The 19,080-nt window shown below is 68.7% G+C and carries 19 protein-coding genes and 1 tRNA gene; 3 read left to right on the forward strand and 17 right to left on the reverse strand.

The features are described from left to right. Nucleotides 1–684: histidine phosphatase family protein (locus AC07XP_RS24615; protein WP_492742733.1), on the forward strand; the 684-nt coding region annotated here is incomplete at its 5' end. Between the two features lies 1 nt (nt 685). On the opposite strand, the gene AC07XP_RS24620 is transcribed toward AC07XP_RS24615, so the two are convergent. The 3 genes from AC07XP_RS24620 to AC07XP_RS24630 all read right to left on the reverse strand — a co-directional run bounded on the left by AC07XP_RS24620 (nt 686) and on the right by AC07XP_RS24630 (nt 4,206). Beyond that, nucleotides 686–2,278, reverse strand: coding sequence for an N-acyl-D-amino-acid deacylase family protein (locus AC07XP_RS24620; RefSeq protein ID WP_495266162.1), 1,593 nt, complete (start codon nt 2,276–2,278; stop codon nt 686–688). A gap of 117 nt (nt 2,279–2,395) precedes the next feature. Further along, nucleotides 2,396–3,757 carry a tetratricopeptide repeat protein gene (locus AC07XP_RS24625; RefSeq protein ID WP_495266163.1) on the reverse strand — a complete coding sequence of 454 codons (1,362 nt, stop codon included), beginning with the start codon at nt 3,755–3,757 and terminating at the stop codon, nt 2,396–2,398. A 50-nt stretch (nt 3,758–3,807) separates the two neighbouring features. Then, nucleotides 3,808–4,206 (reverse strand): tautomerase family protein, encoded by a 399-nt coding sequence (locus AC07XP_RS24630; protein WP_062481337.1) that lies wholly within the window; start codon nt 4,204–4,206, stop codon nt 3,808–3,810. A gap of 124 nt (nt 4,207–4,330) precedes the next feature. Here AC07XP_RS24630 and AC07XP_RS24635 point away from each other — a divergent pair, with 124 nt between their 5' ends. Next, nucleotides 4,331–5,194 (forward strand): LysR family transcriptional regulator, encoded by an 864-nt coding sequence (locus AC07XP_RS24635; RefSeq protein ID WP_495266164.1) that lies wholly within the window; start codon nt 4,331–4,333, stop codon nt 5,192–5,194. 9 nt (nt 5,195–5,203) lie between these two features. Here AC07XP_RS24635 and AC07XP_RS24640 read toward each other — a convergent pair whose 3' ends face one another. The 6 genes from AC07XP_RS24640 to AC07XP_RS24665 all read right to left on the reverse strand — a co-directional run bounded on the left by AC07XP_RS24640 (nt 5,204) and on the right by AC07XP_RS24665 (nt 12,025). Next, nucleotides 5,204–6,598 carry an amidase gene (locus AC07XP_RS24640; protein ID WP_495266179.1) on the reverse strand — a complete coding sequence of 465 codons (1,395 nt, stop codon included), beginning with the start codon at nt 6,596–6,598 and terminating at the stop codon, nt 5,204–5,206. A gap of 23 nt (nt 6,599–6,621) precedes the next feature. Continuing rightward, entirely contained in the window at nt 6,622–8,109 is a 1,488-nt protein-coding gene (locus AC07XP_RS24645) for an ABC transporter substrate-binding protein (protein ID WP_159275445.1), read from the reverse strand. Between the two features lie 274 nt (nt 8,110–8,383). Beyond that, nucleotides 8,384–9,205 carry an ATP-binding cassette domain-containing protein gene (locus tag AC07XP_RS24650; protein WP_495266165.1) on the reverse strand — a complete coding sequence of 274 codons (822 nt, stop codon included), beginning with the start codon at nt 9,203–9,205 and terminating at the stop codon, nt 8,384–8,386. Beyond that, nucleotides 9,202–10,191: an ABC transporter ATP-binding protein gene (locus AC07XP_RS24655; protein WP_495266166.1), complete on the reverse strand. Its 990-nt coding sequence runs from the start codon at nt 10,189–10,191 to the stop codon at nt 9,202–9,204. Before AC07XP_RS24655 ends, AC07XP_RS24650 begins: the two co-directional genes overlap by 4 nt. 11 nt (nt 10,192–10,202) lie before the next feature. Beyond that, on the reverse strand, nt 10,203–11,078 hold the full coding sequence (locus tag AC07XP_RS24660) for an ABC transporter permease (RefSeq protein ID WP_062481348.1): 876 nt from the start codon (nt 11,076–11,078) through the stop codon (nt 10,203–10,205). Next, nucleotides 11,075–12,025 carry an ABC transporter permease gene (locus tag AC07XP_RS24665; protein ID WP_495266167.1) on the reverse strand — a complete coding sequence of 317 codons (951 nt, stop codon included), beginning with the start codon at nt 12,023–12,025 and terminating at the stop codon, nt 11,075–11,077. The genes AC07XP_RS24660 and AC07XP_RS24665 overlap by 4 nt, the downstream gene beginning before the upstream one ends. A 145-nt stretch (nt 12,026–12,170) precedes the next feature. On the opposite strand from AC07XP_RS24665, the gene AC07XP_RS24670 reads away from it, so the two are divergent. Continuing rightward, nucleotides 12,171–12,476, forward strand: coding sequence for a YfhL family 4Fe-4S dicluster ferredoxin (locus AC07XP_RS24670; protein WP_495266168.1), 306 nt, complete (start codon nt 12,171–12,173; stop codon nt 12,474–12,476). On the opposite strand, the gene AC07XP_RS24675 is transcribed toward AC07XP_RS24670, so the two are convergent. The 8 genes from AC07XP_RS24675 to AC07XP_RS24710 all read right to left on the reverse strand — a co-directional run bounded on the left by AC07XP_RS24675 (nt 12,459) and on the right by AC07XP_RS24710 (nt 19,010). Continuing rightward, entirely contained in the window at nt 12,459–12,965 is a 507-nt protein-coding gene (locus AC07XP_RS24675; protein WP_495266169.1) for a hypothetical protein, read from the reverse strand. The two genes, AC07XP_RS24670 and AC07XP_RS24675, sit on opposite strands and share 18 nt — an antisense overlap. 38 nt (nt 12,966–13,003) lie before the next feature. Beyond that, complete coding sequence (gene pth / locus AC07XP_RS24680) at nt 13,004–13,639, reverse strand: aminoacyl-tRNA hydrolase (protein ID WP_095949172.1); 636 nt, start codon at nt 13,637–13,639, stop codon at nt 13,004–13,006. An 81-nt stretch (nt 13,640–13,720) separates the two neighbouring features. After that, nucleotides 13,721–14,377, reverse strand: coding sequence for a 50S ribosomal protein L25/general stress protein Ctc (locus AC07XP_RS24685; RefSeq protein ID WP_062476274.1), 657 nt, complete (start codon nt 14,375–14,377; stop codon nt 13,721–13,723). A gap of 86 nt (nt 14,378–14,463) precedes the next feature. Further along, complete coding sequence (locus AC07XP_RS24690) at nt 14,464–15,438, reverse strand: ribose-phosphate pyrophosphokinase (protein ID WP_062476346.1); 975 nt, start codon at nt 15,436–15,438, stop codon at nt 14,464–14,466. Nucleotides 15,439–15,581: 143 nt separating this feature from the next. Then, nucleotides 15,582–15,658: transfer RNA gene (locus AC07XP_RS24695), tRNA-Gln, on the reverse strand. A gap of 71 nt (nt 15,659–15,729) precedes the next feature. Continuing rightward, nucleotides 15,730–16,611, reverse strand: coding sequence for a 4-(cytidine 5'-diphospho)-2-C-methyl-D-erythritol kinase (ispE, locus tag AC07XP_RS24700; protein ID WP_070061996.1), 882 nt, complete (start codon nt 16,609–16,611; stop codon nt 15,730–15,732). After that, nucleotides 16,608–17,153 (reverse strand): lipoprotein insertase outer membrane protein LolB, encoded by a 546-nt coding sequence (locus AC07XP_RS24705; RefSeq protein ID WP_369630043.1) that lies wholly within the window; start codon nt 17,151–17,153, stop codon nt 16,608–16,610. Before AC07XP_RS24705 ends, ispE begins: the two co-directional genes overlap by 4 nt. Continuing rightward, nucleotides 17,154–19,010, reverse strand: coding sequence for a tetratricopeptide repeat protein (locus AC07XP_RS24710; RefSeq protein WP_159273013.1), 1,857 nt, complete (start codon nt 19,008–19,010; stop codon nt 17,154–17,156). Nucleotides 19,011–19,080 lie beyond the last annotated feature (70 nt).

Raw genomic sequence — 19,080 nt, forward strand, 5'->3', positions numbered from 1 at the left:
ACCCCCGACTCCGCCCCCACCGACCTCATCCTGATCCGCCACGGCGAAACCGCCTGGAACCGCGAGTTGCGTTTCCAGGGCCACGCGGACGTCCCGCTCAACGACATCGGCCACGAGCAGGCGCGCCGCCTCGGCCTGCGTCTGGCGGGCGAGACGGCACGGCACCTCATCAGCAGCGACCTCATGCGCGCCCAGCAGACCGCGGCGCCCGCGGCGCAGCAGCTGGCGCTGCCGGTCGTCACCTCGGTGGCGCTGCGCGAGCAGCACTTCGGCGTGGTCGAGGGCATGCGGGCCGACGAGATCCAGAGCCAGCATCCGCGTGCCTGGGAAGAGTGGCTGGAGTTCCGCGAAGACCATGCCATGCCGCAGGGCGAGAGCGCGCGCGAGTTCCATGCGCGCGTGATCGGCGCGCTCGGCACGGTCGCCGCTGCACATCGCGGCCAGCGCCTGATCGTCGTCACGCACGGCGGCGTGCTCGACATGGTGTGGCGCACCGCGCGCGGCCTGAGCCTCAGCGGCCCGCGCCAGAGCGAAATTCCGAACGCGGGCTTCAACCGCATCCGCATCGCCGACCCGGCCGCGCCGGACGCCATCGAGATCGTCGAGTGGGCCGACACGCGCCACCTCGCCGACCTGCCGCCGCAGCCGACCTACGACCAGCGGCGGCACCTGAAGAAGGACTGATTCAGGCCGGGCAGCTGCCCGGCTTCGGCGTGCGCAGCAGCGGCACGCCGGCGCCCACGCCCGTGGGCTGGCCGCCGTCCACCGCGAGGCGGCCGTTCACCAGCACCGTGACCACGCCCTCGGACAGCAGCGTCGGCTGCGTGTAGGTGGCCTTGGCCGCAAAGCGCTTCGGATCGAACACCACCACGTCGGCGTGGTAGCCGGGGCGCAGGTGGCCGCGCTGCACGAGGCCCAGCGTGTCGGCCGTGTACGCGCTGCTGCTGCGGATGAACTGCGCCAGCGAGATCGCGCGCTCCTTCACCACGTACTGGTCGTACTTGCGCGCGAAGGTGCCGTAGGCGCGTGGATGGCCCAGCGACGAGTCGGACGAGGTCATGACCCACGGCCGCTTCATGAAGGCGCGCACATCGTCGTCGCTCATGTTGAACGAGGCGATCATCAGGTCACCGTCGCGCAGCACCGCGATGGCGGCGTCGACCGGGTCGGCGTTCGAGGCCTTGGCCACGTCGGCCAGCGTCTTGCCCACGTACTTCGTGCTGCCGGCCGAGAACAGGATGGCCTCGGGCCCGCCGCGCAGGCGCAGGTTCTCGCGCATGTCCTTGCGCAGGCGCTCCTGCTGCGCCGCGTCGTCGAAGCGCTGCAGCGTGGCCGCGCGGCCGCCTTCGTTGGCCCAGGGCGGCAGCAGCGCGGCCGAGAAGCGCGTGCTCGACGCGGTCCAGGGGTAGTGGTCGGCCGTGATGGCCAGGCCCGCGGCGCGCTCCTTCTCGATGCGCCGGATGATGTCGCCGCTCTGGCCCTGCACCGCCACGCCCAGCGCCTTGATGTGCGCCACATGCACCGGCAGCTTCGCCTCGTGGCCGATGCGGATCACCTCGTCGATCGAGCCCTTGAGGCCGACGTTGTACATCGACTCGTCGCGGATGTGGCTGTCGTACAGGCCGCCGTGCGCAGCCGCCACCTTCGCGAGGTCGATGACCTCCTCGGTCTTCGAGAAATTCTGCGGCGGGTAGAACAGGCCCGTCGACAGCCCGAGCGCGCCGTCGCACATCGCGCGGGCCAGGTGCTGCTTCATGGTGTCCATCTGCGCGGGCGTGGGGGCGCGGTTGGCCTCGCCGAGCTGGCTGATGCGCAGCGGCCCGAAGCCCGCATACATCGCGACGTTGGTGCCGACCGGCACGGCGCGCAGCTTCTGCGTCTGCGCCGCGATGTCGTAGCCGCCGAAGCCGTCGTTGCCGATCACGGCCGTGGTCACGCCCTGCGTGAGAAAGGGAATGTTCAGGCGCTTGCGCGCGTCGCTCGAGAGCAGGTCGGCGTCGGCGTGCGTGTGGGCGTCGATGAAGCCGGGCGCCACCACGAGGCCGGTGGCGTCGATGGTGCGGCGCGCGCTGAACTGCGCCGGCATGGCGCGGCCCGCGAACACGATGCGGTCGCCCGCGATGCCGACGTCGCCGACCACGGGCGTGTCGCTGTCGCCCGTGTAGACGGTGCCGCCGCGCAGCAGCAGGTCGAGCTCGACGGGGGCTTCAGCGGCGGTGGTGTGGAAGGGCGAGGCAAGGGCCGCGAGAACGGCCAGCGTGACGAGGGAGCGCTGCATGGGCGAACGGGAGGAGAGCGGGAGGAGCGGCCAGTTTAGGAGCCGCTCCCGCGCAGCCGTTAATTCCTTTTGCGGCACGCCCCATGACCGGAAGGCATGGGTGGTGCCGCGCGCCGCTCAGCGCGCCGTGATCTGCCCGAGCCCCAGTCGCGCGTAGACCGCGTCCGCCTGCCGCCGCAGCCGCAGCGATTCGGGCTGGCCGTTGAGCTGCTGCTGCAGCAGGCCCTGCGCGCCTGCGAGCGCGGACTCGGTGCCGGTGCGCACCAGCGCGTCGAGGTACAGCTGCTCGAACAGGTCGCGCTGCGCATGGCTGCCGCCGATCTCGATCATGCGCGGCAGCGCGATGCCCAGGCCCTCGACCGCACCCGCCACGTCGCCGTGCGCATGGGCCACGAGGCCGCGCGCGGCCGGCACGCACACGCGCTGCCACGCGGCGCGCGTGGACGCCGGCGCCGCGGGCGCGAAGGCCTCGATGTTGTGCAGCAGCACCTGCGCCTCGGGCCGGCCGGCGCGCGCGAGGCCGTAGAGGTACTGCAGGTCGAGGAAGGGCAGCACATGGTCGGCCTGGCGCTGCCGCAGGTGATCGGCCACGTCGTCCCAGCGCGCACCGACGTCGATGCCCGCCAGCTCGAGCCGCGCGAGCAGCGACACGGCGCCGATCTGGTCCTGCGAGTAGTCCTTCACCACGCCCCAGGCGTGCTCGTCGTACACCGCGAGCGCTTCGGCGTCGCGGCCCAGGTCGATGAGGAACAGCGCCACATGCCACCAGTTGTGCGTGACCATGAAGGAGTTGAGCCCGGTCCAGGTGTCGCTCACGCCCTGCATGAACGCCAGCCCTTCGGCCAGCCGGCCTTCGGTGAGCATCACGTGCGCCAGCGCATGGTGTGCCCAGGGCTCCTTGCGGCACAGGCCGATCGCGTGGCGCGCGCTGGCCTCGGCCTCGCGCAGCAGGTGGCACTGCTCGTAGCCGAAGGCCGCCATGCCGTGCACGTAGGGCACCTCGGCCGCGGCCGGCAGCGCCGCGAGCGCCAGCCGCAGCATGCCGGGGCAGTCGCCGGTGTTGAAGCAGTGGTACTGGCCCAGCTTCACCGACACCAGGTCGCGCGGATGCTCGCGCGCCTGCTCGGCGTGCAGCGCGATGGCGCGCCCGACGTCGCCGTCGGCCCAGGCCTGGACGGCGGCGATGTAGCGCTGCTCGCGCGGCGTGGCGCGGGCCGCACCGGCGCGGGCCTTGTCGAGGAAGGGCTGCGCGTTGGCCGCGGCCTCGCGCGATTCGGCGAACAGGTGCAGCGTCGCGCAGTAGGCCTGCACGATCGGGCTGGCATCGCGTTCGGCCAGCGCCAGAAGGTTCACGGCGCGCGCCTCGGTCGAGAGAAAGCCCATGACGAAGTCGTCGACCAAGGCGAGGCTGTCGGCGTCGTCGAGCGTGAGCGGATTGCCGAGGCTGTCGGCGGCGTGCGGGGTTCCGTGGGAGGGCATGGCGGCATGGTGCCACGCCCCCGGCGTCTTTCAAGTCCCTGTGAGACGCCCTAGACACCCGCCTGCTGGTGGCGGTACTCCTGCGTCTGGCCGCCGTAGCCGTAGGCCGCGGCGCGCGCATCGATCACATGGATGTACGAGACCTCGTGCAGGTCGGGCCGCAGCCGCGCCATGGCCGCGTGCACCTCGCGCAGGTAGCGCGCCTTCTCGGCCTTGGTGTTGGTCTCGTCGGTCACGCTGATGTCCAGGTGGAAGGCCGACTTGCCGAGTTCGGCCAGCGACTTGCCGCCGATGAACCAGCTGTCGGCGGCGATGTACTGCACCGTGACGGCGATGACCGGCAGCGCCTTGCCCAGCACGCTCTGCGTGAGCTCGGCGACCGTGTCGACGGTCTTGCGGGTGAGGGCGGCGTCAGGCTGGCCGGAGAGGTGGACGACGATGTGGGGCATGGTGGACTCCTTTTGCGTTGAAGAACGGGTGGTCGATGGGGTGATTGTGGGATTCCTCTCGTCATCGGAAAAGCGGGAAGATATGATGGAATCCATCGGATCAGCGAATGGATAGGCAGGCACCATGCAAGGCTTCGACCTCGAACAGTTGCGCACCCTGGTGGCGGTGGCCGACGCCGGCAGCCTCACGGCCGCGGCGCCGCGCGTGTACCTGTCGCAGTCCTCGGTGAGCGAGCAGATCCGCAAGCTCGAGGAGCGCGCCGGCCAGTCGCTGCTGACGCGCAGCAAGGCCGGCGTGGCGCCCACCGAGGCGGGCCTGCGGTTGCTGGGGCATGCGCGGCGCATCCTCGCGCTGAGCGACGAGGCCTTTCGCGACCTGCGCGGCGAAACGCTGCAGGGCGAGCTGCGGCTGGCCGTGACCGACTACTTCCGCCCCGGCGACCTCACCCGCCTGCTGGGCCGGCTCGGCGAGCGCTATCCGCAGGTGCGGCTGCACGTGACCATCCTGAAGAGCGACGCGCTGCGCACCGCCTACGCGCACGGCGATTTCGACGTGGGGCTGGCCATGAACATCGCGGGGGCCAATGCAGCCGCGGCCGGCAGCGGTGCCGTACTGCGGCGCGAATCGCTGGCCTGGCTCGGCGCGACCGGCCTGCGTCTCGTGCGCGGCGAGCCGGTGCGGCTGCTGGCGCTGCCCGACACCTGCTCGCTGCACCAGTTCACCGTGTCCCTGCTGCGCCGCCGCCGCGTGCCCTACGTGCTGGCGCACGTGGCATCAGGCGTGGCGGGCCTGCAGTCGGCCCTGGCCGCGGGCCTGGGCGTGGCCTGCCTCAACGAATCGGCGATCGGGGAAGGCCTCGCGCGGCTCGCGCCGCCCCACGGGCTGCCGGCGCTGCCGCGCGTGGCGTTCCAGTGGTTGCCTGCGCGGCGGGGCGAGACCGCGTTCGTGACGCGGGCGCGGGAGATGCTGTCGTTGCAGCTGGCCTGAAGGCCGTGCTCAGAGCTGCGGCCAGGGCCGCTGCACTTCCCGGATCTGCTCGAACGCGCGCGCCACGCGCAGCACGCCGAGGTCGTCGAAGCGTTGTCCCGCGATCTGCAACCCGATCGGCAAACCGCCGGCCGAGTAGCCGCAGTTCACCGACGCCGCCGGCTGCTCCGACATGTTGAACGGCACGGTGAAGCCGATGTGCTCCAGCGGCCGCAGCGGGTCGTTGGTGGGCGAGGGCGCCTCGGCCGCTGCCGGCATGTTGGGCGACACCGGCGAGATCACGTAGTCGAAGCGCGCGCAGGCGTTCACCGTGGTGACGCGCGTGGCGTGGAACTGGCTGAAACTGCGGAACACATGCTCGCCGCTGAACTCGGCGGCGCTCTCGGCCCATTCGCGGATGTAGGGCAGCACCTTGGCGCGCTGGTCGGGGCGCAGGGCCTTCAGGTCCACCAGCGAGCGCATGCGCCACAGATGGTCCATGCCGTCGAGCAGGGCCTGCGACATGAAGGGCTGCATGGGCTCGACCGTGGCGCCGGCCTTTTCGAACAGGCGCGCCGCCTGCTCGACCGCGGCCTGGATCTCGGGTTCCACTGCGAGGCCGCAGCCGGCGTCCAGCAGCAGGCCGATGCGCAGGCCGCGCAGGTGGTCGGGCGCGACGTCGAACGCGGCCCAGTCGATGTCCTGCGCGGGCAGGCTCATGCTGTCGCGCGCGTCAGGCCGGGCCAGCGCCTGCATCATGAGCGCGGCATCGCCGACGGTGCGCGTCATGGGGCCGGCGGCGCGGCCCATGTAGGGCGGGTCGATCGGGATGCGTCCCAGGCTGGGCTTGAGCGTGAAGATGCCGCACCAGCTGGCGGGCAGCCGCAGCGAGCCGCCGATGTCGGTGCCCAAGTGCAGCGGGCCGTAGCCTGCGGCGGCAGCCGCGCCGGCGCCGGCACTGGAACCGCCCGGCGTGCGGCGCAGGTCCCAGGGGTTGCGCGCCAGCGTGTGAAAGCTCGACAGCCCCGACGACAGCATGCCGTAGTCGGGCATGGTGGTCTTGCTGACGATGACCGCGCCGGCCTCCTTCAGGCGCGCGGCCGGCGGGGCGTCGGCCGCCGCGGGCATGAGGTCGACGGCGGCGGTGCCCGCGGGCAGCGGGTCGCCGCGCGTGGCGATGTTTTCCTTGATCGTGGTCGGCACGCCGTCGAGCGGGCCGCGCGCGTCGCCGCGCTGCCAGCGCTGCTCCGAGGCACGCGCCTGCTCCAGCGCGGCCTCGGGCCGGAACAGCCACGTGGCCTGCAGCCGGGGCTCGCAGTGCTCGATGCGCGCGATGACGGCGCGCGTCACCTCGACCGGCGACAGGCGCTTCTCGCGGTAGGCCGCAGACAGCTCCTGCGCCGACAGGTCGCTCAACAAAGGCAGGGAAGGGTCAGGCACTGCGGGGCTCATCCCCACGACAGGGCCGACAGGTCGTTCACGAAGATCGGGTTCTCTTTCCAGAGGCCCTTGACGTTCTTCTTGGCCACGGTCGGGAACTGCGGCTGGTAGAGGAAGCCGTTGGCCGCGTCGGTGGCCAGCAGCTTCTGCGCCTCGCCCAGCAGCTTGTTGCGCTCGGCCGCGTTGCCGGTGGACTTGATCTTGTCGAACAGCGTGTCGAAGGCCTTCGACTGGTAGCCCCAGTAGTAGTCGGGCTTGGCGTAGTTGCCCAGGTCGAAAGGCTCGACGTGCGAAATGATCGACAGGTCGTAGTCCTTGTTGCCGTAGGTGCCGCTGAGCCACTGCGCCCACTCGACGTTCTGGATCTTCACGTTGATGCCGATCTTGGCGAGCTGGGCCACGATGACTTCGCCGCCCTGGCGCGCGTACGGCGGCGGGGGCAGGGTCATGCGCAGTTCGAGCGGGGTCTTCACGCCGGCTTCGGCGAGCAGCTTCTTGGCCTTCTCGATGTCGAAGGGGTTGATGCCCGTGGTGTCGATGTAGCCCGCGGCGCCCGGCACGTAATGGCTGCCGATCGGCACGCCCAGGCCGTCGGCCGCGCCCTCGATGAACGCCTTGCGATCGATGGCCGCGAGGATCGCGCGGCGCACGCGCACGTCGTCGAGCGGCTTCTTCTTGTTGTTGATCGAGAGGATGGTCTTGGCGCGCGAACCGGCCAGGATGGTCTGGAACTGCGGGTTGTTGCGGAACTGCGGCACGGCGCGCGTGCCGATGCGCGTGAACACGTCCACGTCGCCCGAGAGCACGGCGGCGGCCTGCGCGGCGGTGTCCGAGATGAAGCGGAAGGTGACCTTGTTGATCTTGGCGACGGCGGGGGCGCGGAAGCCCTCCCACTTGCTCAGCGTGATCGACGAGCCCTTGGCCCAGTTGTCCAGCTTGTAGGGGCCGGTGCCGATCGGCTTGGTGGCGTTGCCCTCGGCGCTCTTGGGCTCGACGATGGCGGCCGTGGCCTGGCCCAGCACGAAGGGCAGGTCAGGGTCGATCTCCTTGTTGATGACCACGACCGTGTGCTCGTCGACCACCTGGGTGGCGAGGTTGGCGAAGGTGCGCTTGTCCTTGTTGGTGCTCTTTTCGCCGCCGGCGCGGTCGAACGCGAACTTGACGGTGGACGCGTTGAAGGGCTCGCCGTTCTGGAACTTCACGCCCTTGCGCAGCTTGAAGGTGTAGGTCTTCAGGTCGGGCGAGATTTCCCAGCTCTCGGCCAGCAGCGGCGTGACGCTGCCGTCGACGTTGATCTTGGTCAGCGTTTCCAGGATGTTGTACTGCACGACCTCGGCGATGGCGGCGGCGGCGCCGGTGGTCGGGTCCAGGCCCGGCGGCTCCAGGGCCATGCCGATCACGATGGCGTCCTTGCGGCCCTGCGCCATGCCGGCCAGCGGGGTGGCCAGGGCGACGGTGGCGCCGGCGGTGGTAAGGAGCGTGCGACGGTTCAACATACGGGGTGATCTCCGGAAAACGGTCAGTGTCGAATGACTGCTTCGGCGCGCACCGTGCCCCAGGGGGAAGCGCAGCGCCACGAAAGAAAGACACACAGCACGAAAGATGCCACGTGCAGCGAATCATTCTCTCGCAGCAGGCCCTCCGGTGCGCGCCGGCGCGGGCGGTTTTTCCTCGGGACGTTCCCGGATGGGCGAGCGATCTTGCGCGAAGCCAGGGCCTCGCGCCACCAGATGCTCATGACCGATTTGTCCGAGGGCCGGACCCTGGTTTTCAGGCCGCGCGCAGCGTGCCGCCTGGCGGCGTGTGCAGCACCGCCGACAGCAGGGTGCGGGTGTACGGATGCTGCGCGTGATGGAACAGCTCAGCCGGCGGCCCCTGCTCCACGATCTGGCCCTTGAACACCACGCACACGTCGTCGCACAGGTGGTTGACCACCGCGAGATCGTGGCTGATGAGCAAATAGCTGATGCCGAACTGCTGCTGCAGGTCCTGCATGAGGTTGAGCACCTGGGCCTGCACGGACACGTCAAGTGCGCTCACGGGTTCGTCGGCGACGATGAGCTTGGGGCGCGTGATGAGCGCACGTGCGATGGCGATGCGCTGGCGTTGGCCGCCGGAGAACTCGTGCGGGTACTTGTCGAGGTCGGTGGTGCGCAGGCCGACGGCCGCGAGCGCTTCGGCGGCGCGTTCGCGCTGCTCGGCGCGGCGCGTTTCGGCGAGTGCTTCGAGCGGCTCGGCGACGATGCGCGCCACGGTCTGGCGCGGATCGAGCGAGCCGTACGGGTCCTGGAAGACCATCTGGAAGTCGCGCCGCGCGGTGCGCAGCTCGGCCTTCGAGAGCGCGTGCAGGTTGCGGCCTTCGAGCGCGACGCTGCCCGAGGTGGGCGTGTCCAGCGCCATCACGAGGCGCGCGATGGTCGACTTGCCCGAACCCGATTCGCCGACGATACCCACGCTCTTGCCGGCTTGCATCTCGAAGCTCACGCCATTGAGCGCCTTCACGGTGGGCGGCGGGCCGAAGAGCTTTTCGCGCGGCAAGGCGTAATGCCGCACGAGGTCGGTCACCTGCAACAACGGGGTCGATGGATTCATGGCGCAACAGCCTGCGCGGCTGCAATTTCTTCGAGACGCATGCAGCGCACCGCGTGGTCCGGCGGCAGCACCGTGGCGGACGGCCGCTTGGTGTGGCAGGCGTCGACTGTGTAGGCGCAGCGGCCTGCGAACGGGCAGCCCGGTGGCAGGTCGACCAGCTCGGGCACGCTGCCGCGGATGGTGGCCAGGCGCAGGCCGCGCGGTGCACCGATGGCGGGGCGCGCGGCGAACAGGCCTTGCGTGTAGGGGTGGGCGCGCTTGGCGAACACGGCGTCGGTGGGGCCGCTCTCGACCACGCTGCCGCCGTACATCACGAGCATCTTCGAGACCGTCTGCGAGATCACGCCGAGGTCGTGCGAGATCAGGATGAGCGCCATGCCGCGCTCGGCCACGAGGCCCTGGATGAGCTCCAGGATCTGCTTCTGGATCGTCACGTCGAGCGCAGTGGTGGGCTCGTCGGCGATCAGCAGGTCGGGGCCGCAGGCCAGCGCCATCGCGATGCCGATGCGCTGGCGTTGCCCGCCCGAGAACTGGTGCGGGTAGGCATCGAGGCGCGAGGCGGCGTCGGGAATGCCGACGCGGTCGAGCAGCGCGAGCACTTCCTTGCGCGCCTCGGCTTTCGAGAGGCCGCGGTGCAGCCGCAGCGGTTCACCGACCTGGCGCACGATGGTGTGCACCGGGTTCAGCGCCGTCATCGGCTCCTGGAAGATCATGCCGATGCGGTTGCCGCGGATCTGGCACATGTCTTTCTCGTCGCGCCCGACCAGCTCGGTGCCATCGAAGCGGATGCTGCCCGTGACCTTCGCGGTGGACGGCAGCAGGCCCATGAGCGACATGACGGTGATCGACTTGCCGCAGCCCGACTCGCCGACGATGCCCAGCGTTTCGCCGCGCTCCAGCGAGAAGGAAACGCCGCGCACGGCTTCGGCCGGCCCGCGTTGCGTCTGCAGGCCGATGTGGAGGTCGTTGACTTCGAGAAGCGCCATGGCGTGCTTGTTTACCTCGCGCGCGCCAGGCGCGGATCGAGCAGGTCGCGCAGGCCGTCGCCCATCAGGTTCAGGCCGAGCACCGCGAGGGCGATGGCCATGCCGGGGAACACCGCGAGCAGCGGCTGCTGGAACATGAGGGTCTGGGCTTCACTGAGCATGCGGCCCCACGAGGGCTGCGGCGGTTGCGTGCCGAGGCCGAGGTACGACAGCGCCGCCTCGGCCAGGATGGCGATGGCGAAGCGGATCGTGATCTGCACGATGAGCACGGCCGAGATGTTGGGCAGCACATGCTGCATCGTGATCGCGAAGCTGCCCTTGCCGCAGGCGCGTGCGGCGGCGACGTATTCGCGTGACCAGATCGCGTTGGCCGAGGCGCGCGTGATGCGCGCAAACGTCGGGATGTTGTAGATGCCGATCGCGATGATGGCGTTGACGATGCCAGCGCCGAACACGGCCGTCATCATGATGGCCGAGAGGATGGCGGGGAAGGCCAGCGTGAAGTCCGACAGGCGCATCACCGCTTCTTCGACCCAGCCGCGTCTCGCGGCAGCGAGCAGTCCCAGCGCCGTGCCGACCACGAGGCCGATGCCTACGGCGATCACGCCGACGAGGATGGACGCGCGTGCGCCCACGAGCAGCAGCGAGGCCACATCGCGCCCGAAGGCGTCGGTGCCGAGCCAGTGCGTGGCCGAGGGCCCCTGCATCTTGTTCGCCATGTCCATCGCGTAGGGCGACCAGGGCGTCCAGACCAGGGAGAGCACGGCAGCGATCAGCAGCAGCAGGCTCAGCACGCCGCCGATCGCAAAGCTACGGTGGTGCAGGGCGCGGCGCCAGAAGCCCGGCACCTTGAGCGCGACGGCGCTGGGAACGGTGGTCGTGCTCATACGTCGCTCGCCTTGATGCGCGGGTCGATCACGGCATAGAGCACATCGACCACGAAGTTCACGATGACCACCATGGCCGCGAGCAGCATCACGCAGTTGCGCACCACGATCAGGTCGCGGTTGCTGATGGCCTGGAAGATCAGGCGGCCCAGCCCGGGCAGGTAGAACACGTTCTCCACCACGATGGTGCCGGCCAGCAGCTCGGAGAACTGCATGCCCATGACGGTGATGACGGGGATCATCGCGTTGCGCAGCACATGGGTCCACAGCACCATGCGCTGCGACACGCCCTTGGCGCGCGCGGTGCGCACGAAGTCTTCGCGCATGACCTCGAGCACGGCGGAGCGCGTGATGCGCGCGAGGATGGCCGCTTGCACCACGGCCAGCGAGAGCGCCGGCAGCAGCAGCGATTTCAATCCCGCGAAGATGCCTTCACCCCAGCCCTCGAAGCCGCCCGCAGAGAACCACTGCAGCTGCACCGAGAACACAAGGATCAGCAGGATCGCGAACCAGAAGTTGGGGATGGCGATACCGACCTGCGCCATGCCCATGAGGCCGACGTCGCCCAGCTTGTTGTGGCGTGCCGCGGCCGTCACGCCCACGAGCAGGGCGATGACGACGGTCAGGGCCATCGCCATCACGGCCAGTGGCACGGTGAGGGCCAGGCGTTCCAGGATCAGGTCGACGACGGGCGAGCTGTAGGCGTAGCTGTCACCGAGGTTGCCGGTGAGCAGGCCGCCGATCCAGTGCCAGTAGCGGGCCCAGGCGGGCTGGTCGAGGCCGAGCTTGGTGGCCAGGGCGGCGACGGCGTCGGGCGAGGCGTCGGGGCCCATGAGCATCTGCGCGGCGTTGCCGGGCAGGATCTCGAGGACGAGGAAAACGATGACCGAGGCGCCGATCAGGGTGCCGATCAGCGTGGCGATGCGCTTGAATAGAAACAGACTCATGGGGCGGGCCGCAGCATAACTGACTGGTGCAACAACCGTGCCTCGACTGTGAACTTTGTCGCTCCTCGCCGGACCGCCCTGACGCTGGCGGGGGCTCCGCAGGGTCTGCTGGGAGGCCTTCGCTCGGTCCGCCGATAATCGGGGGATGGCCCTCATGATCACCGACGAATGCATCAACTGCGATGTCTGCGAGCCCGAGTGCCCGAACGATGCGATCTACATGGGCGCCGAGTTCTACGAGATCGATCCGCACAAGTGCACCGAATGCGTCGGCCACTTCGATGAGCCGCAGTGCGTGCAGATCTGCCCGGTGGCCTGCATCCCGGTGAACCCGGCGCATGTGGAGTCCCGCGAGACGCTGATGCAGAAGTACGTGCGCCTCACGGCGGACAAGGCGGCAGCGCCAGCTTCGGATGCCGCCTCGCCGTCGTCGTCAGCCGGCGCCCTCTGAGCCGGGTTTCTTCTTCTTTTTCTTCTTGCCTGTGTCCTTCGGCGCCTCGTCGCCGGTCGAAGGACTGTTGAAGCGCGCGCTCGTCGGGCGGGGCTCGGCCGTGTGCTTGCGCTGGCGGGCCTGGGCGGCTTGTTCGGCGGGCGTGAGCGGTTGCGCGCCTGAGGCGAAGCGCCCCGCATCGAAGGTCGTTGGATTGCGCCGGCCGAGCGCCTCCCGCGCCTGCGACTCCCGGTGGCGTGCCAGCCGACCTGCGCTGTGTTCGTTGCGGCGCGTGGCGTCTTCCGACGCCCTGCGGTCCGCATCGCTGCGCCGGTCGTCCACCTTCACGGTCCGCCCGCCTTCGCACGGCTGGTCGGAGTAGGTGTTGCCGCATCGCCAGGTCTGGGCTGAAGCGCCCATGGATACGGTAGCCAGTGCTATTGAAAACATAGCGATTGCCGCCGTGCCGGCGGTCTTCTTGTTCTTCGTCGTCGTTCTTCTTTTTCTCATTTTTTGTTTGCTCTCCCTCCCTGCACTCCCGTGGCCGGCTAGGTGGCGGCAGGCGTCGTGCCTCCGTCGCCGGGCTCCCGCCTCGGCGGCTTGGGCCGCGGCGGTTTGCTCGTGTGAATCATCAGCGTGGCTTTTTCCATCTCGCCGGCCACCAGCGCGGGGGCGGCATGCAGGGTGCGCACGATGGCGTCTTCGATCGCTTCACGTTGTTCCTTGAGCGGCTTCTTGAGCACCCAGTTGACCACCTCCGACTTCACGCCGGGATGGCCGATGCCCAGGCGCAGGCGCCAGTAGTCGCCGGTGCCGAGCTGGGCGTGGATGTCGCGCAGGCCGTTGTGGCCCGCATGGCTGCCGCCGAACTTGAGCTTGGCCTGGCCGGGCACCACGTCGAGTTCGTCGTGCACCACGAGGATTTCGTCGGGGGCGATCTTGAAGAAGCGCGCCAGCGCGGCCACCGACTTGCCCGACAGGTTCATGAAGGTCTGCGGCTCCAGCAACCAGATGCTCTGGCCGCCGATGTTCGCGCGTGCCGCAAGGCCGTGGTAGCCGCGCTCGGGCACGAGGTTGAGCTTCCAGTCGCGCGCAAGGGCGTCGATCCACCAGAAGCCGGCGTTGTGGCGCGTGGCTTCGTACTCAGGGCCCGGGTTTCCGAGGCCGACAAACAGCTTGATCATGGCGGGAATTATCTCGCCGCCCCCCAAAGCAAAAGGCCCGCACGAGGCGGGCCTTCTGTTCGCGGACGGAAAGAAAGAGGATTACTTCTTCTTGGCCGTCTTGGCGGCGGGCTTGCCAGCGGCAGCAGCAGCGCCTTCGGCAGCAGCGCCTTCGGCAGCGGGTGCGGGCTCTTCCGAGACCAGCGGCGGCACGGCCGACACGATGACGGGGTTGGTCTTGCCGTGGCTCACGAACTTCACGCCCTTGGGCAGCTTGATGTCGTTGACGTGCAGCGTGGCGTTCTTCTTCAGGCCCGAGAGGTCGATCTCGATGAATTCAGGCAGATCGCTGGGCAGGCAGTTGATTTCCAGCTCGGTCATCACGTGGTTCACGAGGTTGTGATCCAGCTTGACGGCGTCGGACTCTTCTTCACCCTTGAAGTGAAGCGGCACCTTCATGTTCATGCGGGTCTTGGCATCGACGCGTTGGAAGTCGATGTGTTGCACCAGCTGGCGGAACGGGTGGTATTGCACGTCGCGCAGCAGCACCTTGGTGACGGCGCCGGCGAGGTCCATTTCGAGGATCGACGAGTGGAAGGCTTCCTTCTTCAGGGCGTGCCACAGCGCGTTGTGATCGATTTCGATCAGTTGCGGCTGGGTGTCACCACCGTAGACGATGCCCGGGGTCTTGCCCGTGATGCGGAGACGGCGGCTCGCACCCGTGCCCTGCTTTGCGCGCTCATAAGCGACGAATTTCATAACTAGCTCCTGTGAGAGTCCACCGCGACCAGTGCGACTCCGGTTCAAAAAGGCCTCCGAAGGAGGCCTGCTTTTTCGCTCTCAGCTCAGAACAGGTTGTCCTGGTCCGAGAACAAACTCATCACCGACTCGCCCTTGGCAATACGCTGGATCGTTTCGGCGATCAGCGGTGCCACGGAGAGCTGGCGGATCTTTCCGCACGCGACGGCCGCATCGGAAAGAGGGATGGTGTTGGTGACGACCACTTCGTCCAGGGCCGTGCCCTTGGAGAGGCGCTCGATGGCCGGGCCCGAGAAGATCGGGTGCGTGCAGTAGGCGTACACGCTCTTGGCGCCGCGCTCTTTCAGCACTTCGGCCGCTTTGACCAGCGTGCCGGCCGTGTCGATCATGTCGTCCATGATCACGCAGTTGCGGCCGTCGATCTCGCCGATCACGTTCATGACTTCGCTGACGTTGGCCTTCGGGCGGCGCTTGTCGATGATGGCGAGGTCGCAGTTCAGTTGCTTGGCCAGCGCACGGGCGCGCACCACGCCGCCGACGTCGGGCGAAACCACGATCAGGTCTTCGTAGTTCTTCTGGCGCAGGTCGCCCAGCAGCACGGGCGAGGCGTAGATGTTGTCGACCGGAATGTCGAAGAAGCCCTGGATCTGGTCGGCGTGCAGGTCCATGGTGAGCACGCGCTCGACGCCCACGGTTTCCAGCAGGTTGGCGACCACCTTGGCCGAGATCGGCACGCGGCTCGAGCGCGGGCGGCGGTCCTGGCGGGCGTAGCCGAAGTAGGGAATCACGGCGCTGATCCGTTCGGCCGAGGCGCGCTTGAGCGCGTCGACCATGATCAGCAGTTCCATCAGGTTTTCGTTGGTCGGCGCGCAGGTCGACTGCACCACGAACACGTCACGGGCACGGACGTTCTGATTGATCTCGACGGTGACTTCGCCGTCGGAGAAGCGACCGACGCGTGCGGCGCCCAGCGAGGTGCCGAGGTTGTGCGCGATTTCTGCAGCAAGGCCGGGATTGGCGTTGCCGGTGAAAACCAAAAAGTCAGGGTGATTGGCCTGCATGAGCGCGTCCGGGCAGTGCAAATGGGCTTGCGGGAAAGCCGCCAAAGGTTTCGAGTCGTGGCGGCCTGTGTGGGCCGCCGATTATTGCAGCCGGTGGACTGCAAAAGAAGCACTGCGGCCATCAGGCCGCAGTTTGAGAGATTTGGCAGGGGAGAAAGGATTCGAACCTTTGCATGCTGGAATCAAAATCCAGTGCCTTAACCAGCTTGGCGACTCCCCTACACAGGTTGATGGTTTGCACCATCCACCGATATATGTCGCATCGAACCGCAGAGCGTTCCGATTATCTCTTCAGGCTGCCCATCCCCAGAGTGGATGAACTGCCAGATTGTCGCATTGTCGAACCTGCCATCCCCGGGGGGCTTCGAGCAGTTCCGCTTCCTGCGGCAATTGCGGCATCTTCGCGAACACCGAACTTCCGGAGCCGGTCATCCGGGCCTTCAATCCTTGCAGTCCGAGCCATTCGATGGCGTCGGTGACTGCGGGGCAAAGCCGTTGGGCAACCGGCTGCAGGTCGTTGTGACCGAAGTCGTAAACCCCGTTACCGAGGTTTGTGGCTTCTAGCTGTTCGCTATCTGCAGCAAAGCCTGAGATTATAGCAACAGGAGTTGCCCGTTCCAAATCATCCGCAGAAAAAATTAATCGGGTATCGAGTCCCTCGGGTGGCTTGGCCACCACGAAGCGTGCCGGCGGCAGGTTCACGGGGGTGATTTCCTCGCCGATGCCCTCGACCCAGGCGTTGCGTCCGCCGAGGAAGAAAGGCACATCCGCACCCAGCTTCAGCCCGATCTGCGCCAGGCGCGACAGCGGCAGGTTCAGGTTCCAGAGGCGGTTGAGCGCGAGCAGGCAGGTGGCCGCGTCCGACGACCCTCCGCCCATGCCCGCCTGCGCCGGCACGTGCTTGGCGATGCCGATGTGCGCGCCCTGGCCGGGCGCGGCATGCGCCTGCAGCGCACGGGCGGCGCGCAGCACGAGGTCGTCGGCCGGCAGCGGCGTGGTGAGGTCTTCGCGGCTCAGTTGGCCATCGTTGCGCAGCTCGACGTGCAGCGTGTCGCACCAGTCGATCAGCATGAAGACCGACTGCAGCAGGTGATAGCCGTCGTCGCGCCGCCCGGTGATGTGCAGGAACAGGTTCAGCTTGGCCGGCGCGGGAAGGTCGTAGATCGCCTTCATGAGCGTTCGAACACGATGCGCAGGTCTGCCCGGGGCGCCGGAGATTCGCGCGTGGCCTGCAGGCGGCCGTTCGACAGCTGGCCCAGGTCGGCGCGCCAGCCGGGCACGGGGTCGGCGCGGCCGTCGAGCCAGCCGAACAGGGCGCCCACCGGAATGGCGGCGCCGGTGGCGGCTTCGATCAGCGCGTCGACGGAGTCGTAGCGGCGGGTCTCGCTGCCGTTCTTCAGCAGGGCTTCACCCGGCGCCCAGTGCAGTTGCGCGAGCGTGCTGCCGATGGGCGTGGTCAGCGTCAGGTCGCCGGTTTCGGCCGAGCCGCGCAGCTCGAACAGGGCGGCAAAGGTCTGGACCGGTTCGCTGTCGATGCGCAGCGACATGCGCCCGCTCCAGCTGGCCGATCGCCCGGGCGCGGCTGTCGGGCCGCCCGAGAGCTGGGCGCAGCCCGCGAGCCACAGCAGCAGTGCACCGCCGCCCGTGCCCAGCGCCGCGCGGCGGGTGAAGGACCCATCGCCCCGCGCGGGAGCCGTGTGCGTGATCGATGCCATTCAGGGTTTGACGCGCAGGCGCTTGAGGGTTTCCTGCAGCGTCTCGTTCTCGGCGTCGGTCAGCAGCGATTCTTTCCAGATCGCGACGGCGCGGTCCTTCTGGCCGACCGACCACAGGACTTCGCCGAAGTGCGCGCCGATCTCGGGGTCGGGCCGCGTCTTGTAGGCCGCCTCGAGGATGCGGATCGCCTCCGCCGTGTTGCCGAGCCGGAACTCGACCCAGCCCAGGCTGTCGGCAATGAACGGGTCTTCGGGCGCGAGCTGCACGGCCTTCTGGATGAGCGTGCGGGCCTCGTCGAGCCGGATCTTGCGATCGGCAAAGGAGTAGCCCAGCGCGTTGTAGGCATTCTGGCTCTCGGGCTTGAGCGTCATCAGGCGGCGCAGCAGCCGCTCCATGTCGTCCAGGCGATTGAGCTTCTCGGCCATCATGGCCTGGTCGTAGACGAGGTCGCCGTCGTCCGGCGCGGCGGCCGAGGCCTGGGCCAGCAGGTCGTAGGCGGCCTGGTATTGCTTGGCTTCGCGCAGCAGCTGGGTTTCGGCCAGCAGTTTCTGCTTGCGTTCCTCCGCCGTACGCTCGGGCAGCGCGCGCAGCAGCTCGCGGGCTTGGGGCAGCTTGCCCTGCTTCGCGAGCAGGCTGGCGCGGCGACCCTGGATGGCGCTCTGGTTGTCAGTGCTGTCGATGCGCGTGATCCAGCGGTCGGCCGCCTGGAAATCCTTGCGCCGCTCGGCCAGCTGCGAGAGCACGAGATACGCCTGCGTCAGCCCGCGCTTGCGGTCCGCGACGTCACCGGCGTCCTGGCTCTGGCCCGGCGCTGTCATCAGGTCGACGTAGCGCTTGAGCGAGGTTTCGGCCGCCGCTTCCTGGCGGGCCTGCATCTGCAGGCTGCCGAGCAGCAGCCAGGGCTCCGCGAGCTCGGGGCGCGCGGCGGTCAGGGTCTGCAACTGCGTGGTGGCGTCGCTGAAGCGGCGGTTCTCGACCAGCGTGCGTGCGTACGCGATGCGCAGGTCGGGCGAGGCCTTGGGGTTGTTGGCGAGGTAGCGCGTGACGATCGGCTCGGCCAGCGGCTGGCCCGGGTCGATGAGCTCGAGCGCCAGCGCCGAGGGCGCCTCGGACGACGGATCGATGGCCTGCCCCTTGCGCGCGGCATCCAGCGCCCCCGAGGGGTCGCCGGCGTTCAGGCGCAGCCGGCCCACGGTGGCCCAGGCCAGTCCGCCGGTGGTCGGGCTCTTGAGTTCATCGACCAGCGCCTGCTCGACCACCGAGGCGGCCAGCTTCTTGTCGGCGGCGCGGCCGTAGGTGCGCGCGATCACCGCCATCAGCAGGGGGCGTTCGATCTGCGAGGTGGCGGCCACTTCGGCGCGCAGCGGTTCGACGGTTTCGCTGATGCGGTTCAGTGCGATCAGGATCTGCAACTCGATGCGCCGGGCATCGCGCGAATTGGGCAGTGCTTCCTGCCAGGCGCGCGCCGCGGAAATGGCGGCGTCGCCGGAGCGCGACTGCAGCGCGATTTCGACCGCGCGCTGGAACAGCTTGCCGTCGCGCAGGCGTCGGGCCGCGTCGAGCACGAGCGAATAGCCGGAGCCGGGGTCGCCGGAGCGGGCGGTGATCTCGCCCATGAGAATTTCATAGAACAGGTCGGCCGTCAGCGCCGACGGCTGCGCGGCTTCGGCGGCCGGCTTGGCTGCCGCAGGGGTCGTCCGGGGGCGCACCGGCGGCTTCGGCGGTGCCGTGCGCTCGATGACGGGAGGCGGGTTGCCGGCGGCGGTGGGTTCAAGAGACTGTGCGTGCGTTGTGTAGGCAAGCAGCACGAGAGACGCGGCCGCCGCAAGGCGGTGACGGCGGGGCGATGGGTTCATCTGACCATAATAATCCAGCCATTTGAACGAGCGCCGCATGGGGCTTCGTCGCTGCCGGAGTTTTACTTTT

This window comes from Variovorax sp. GW531-E2, from assembly GCF_059423125.1.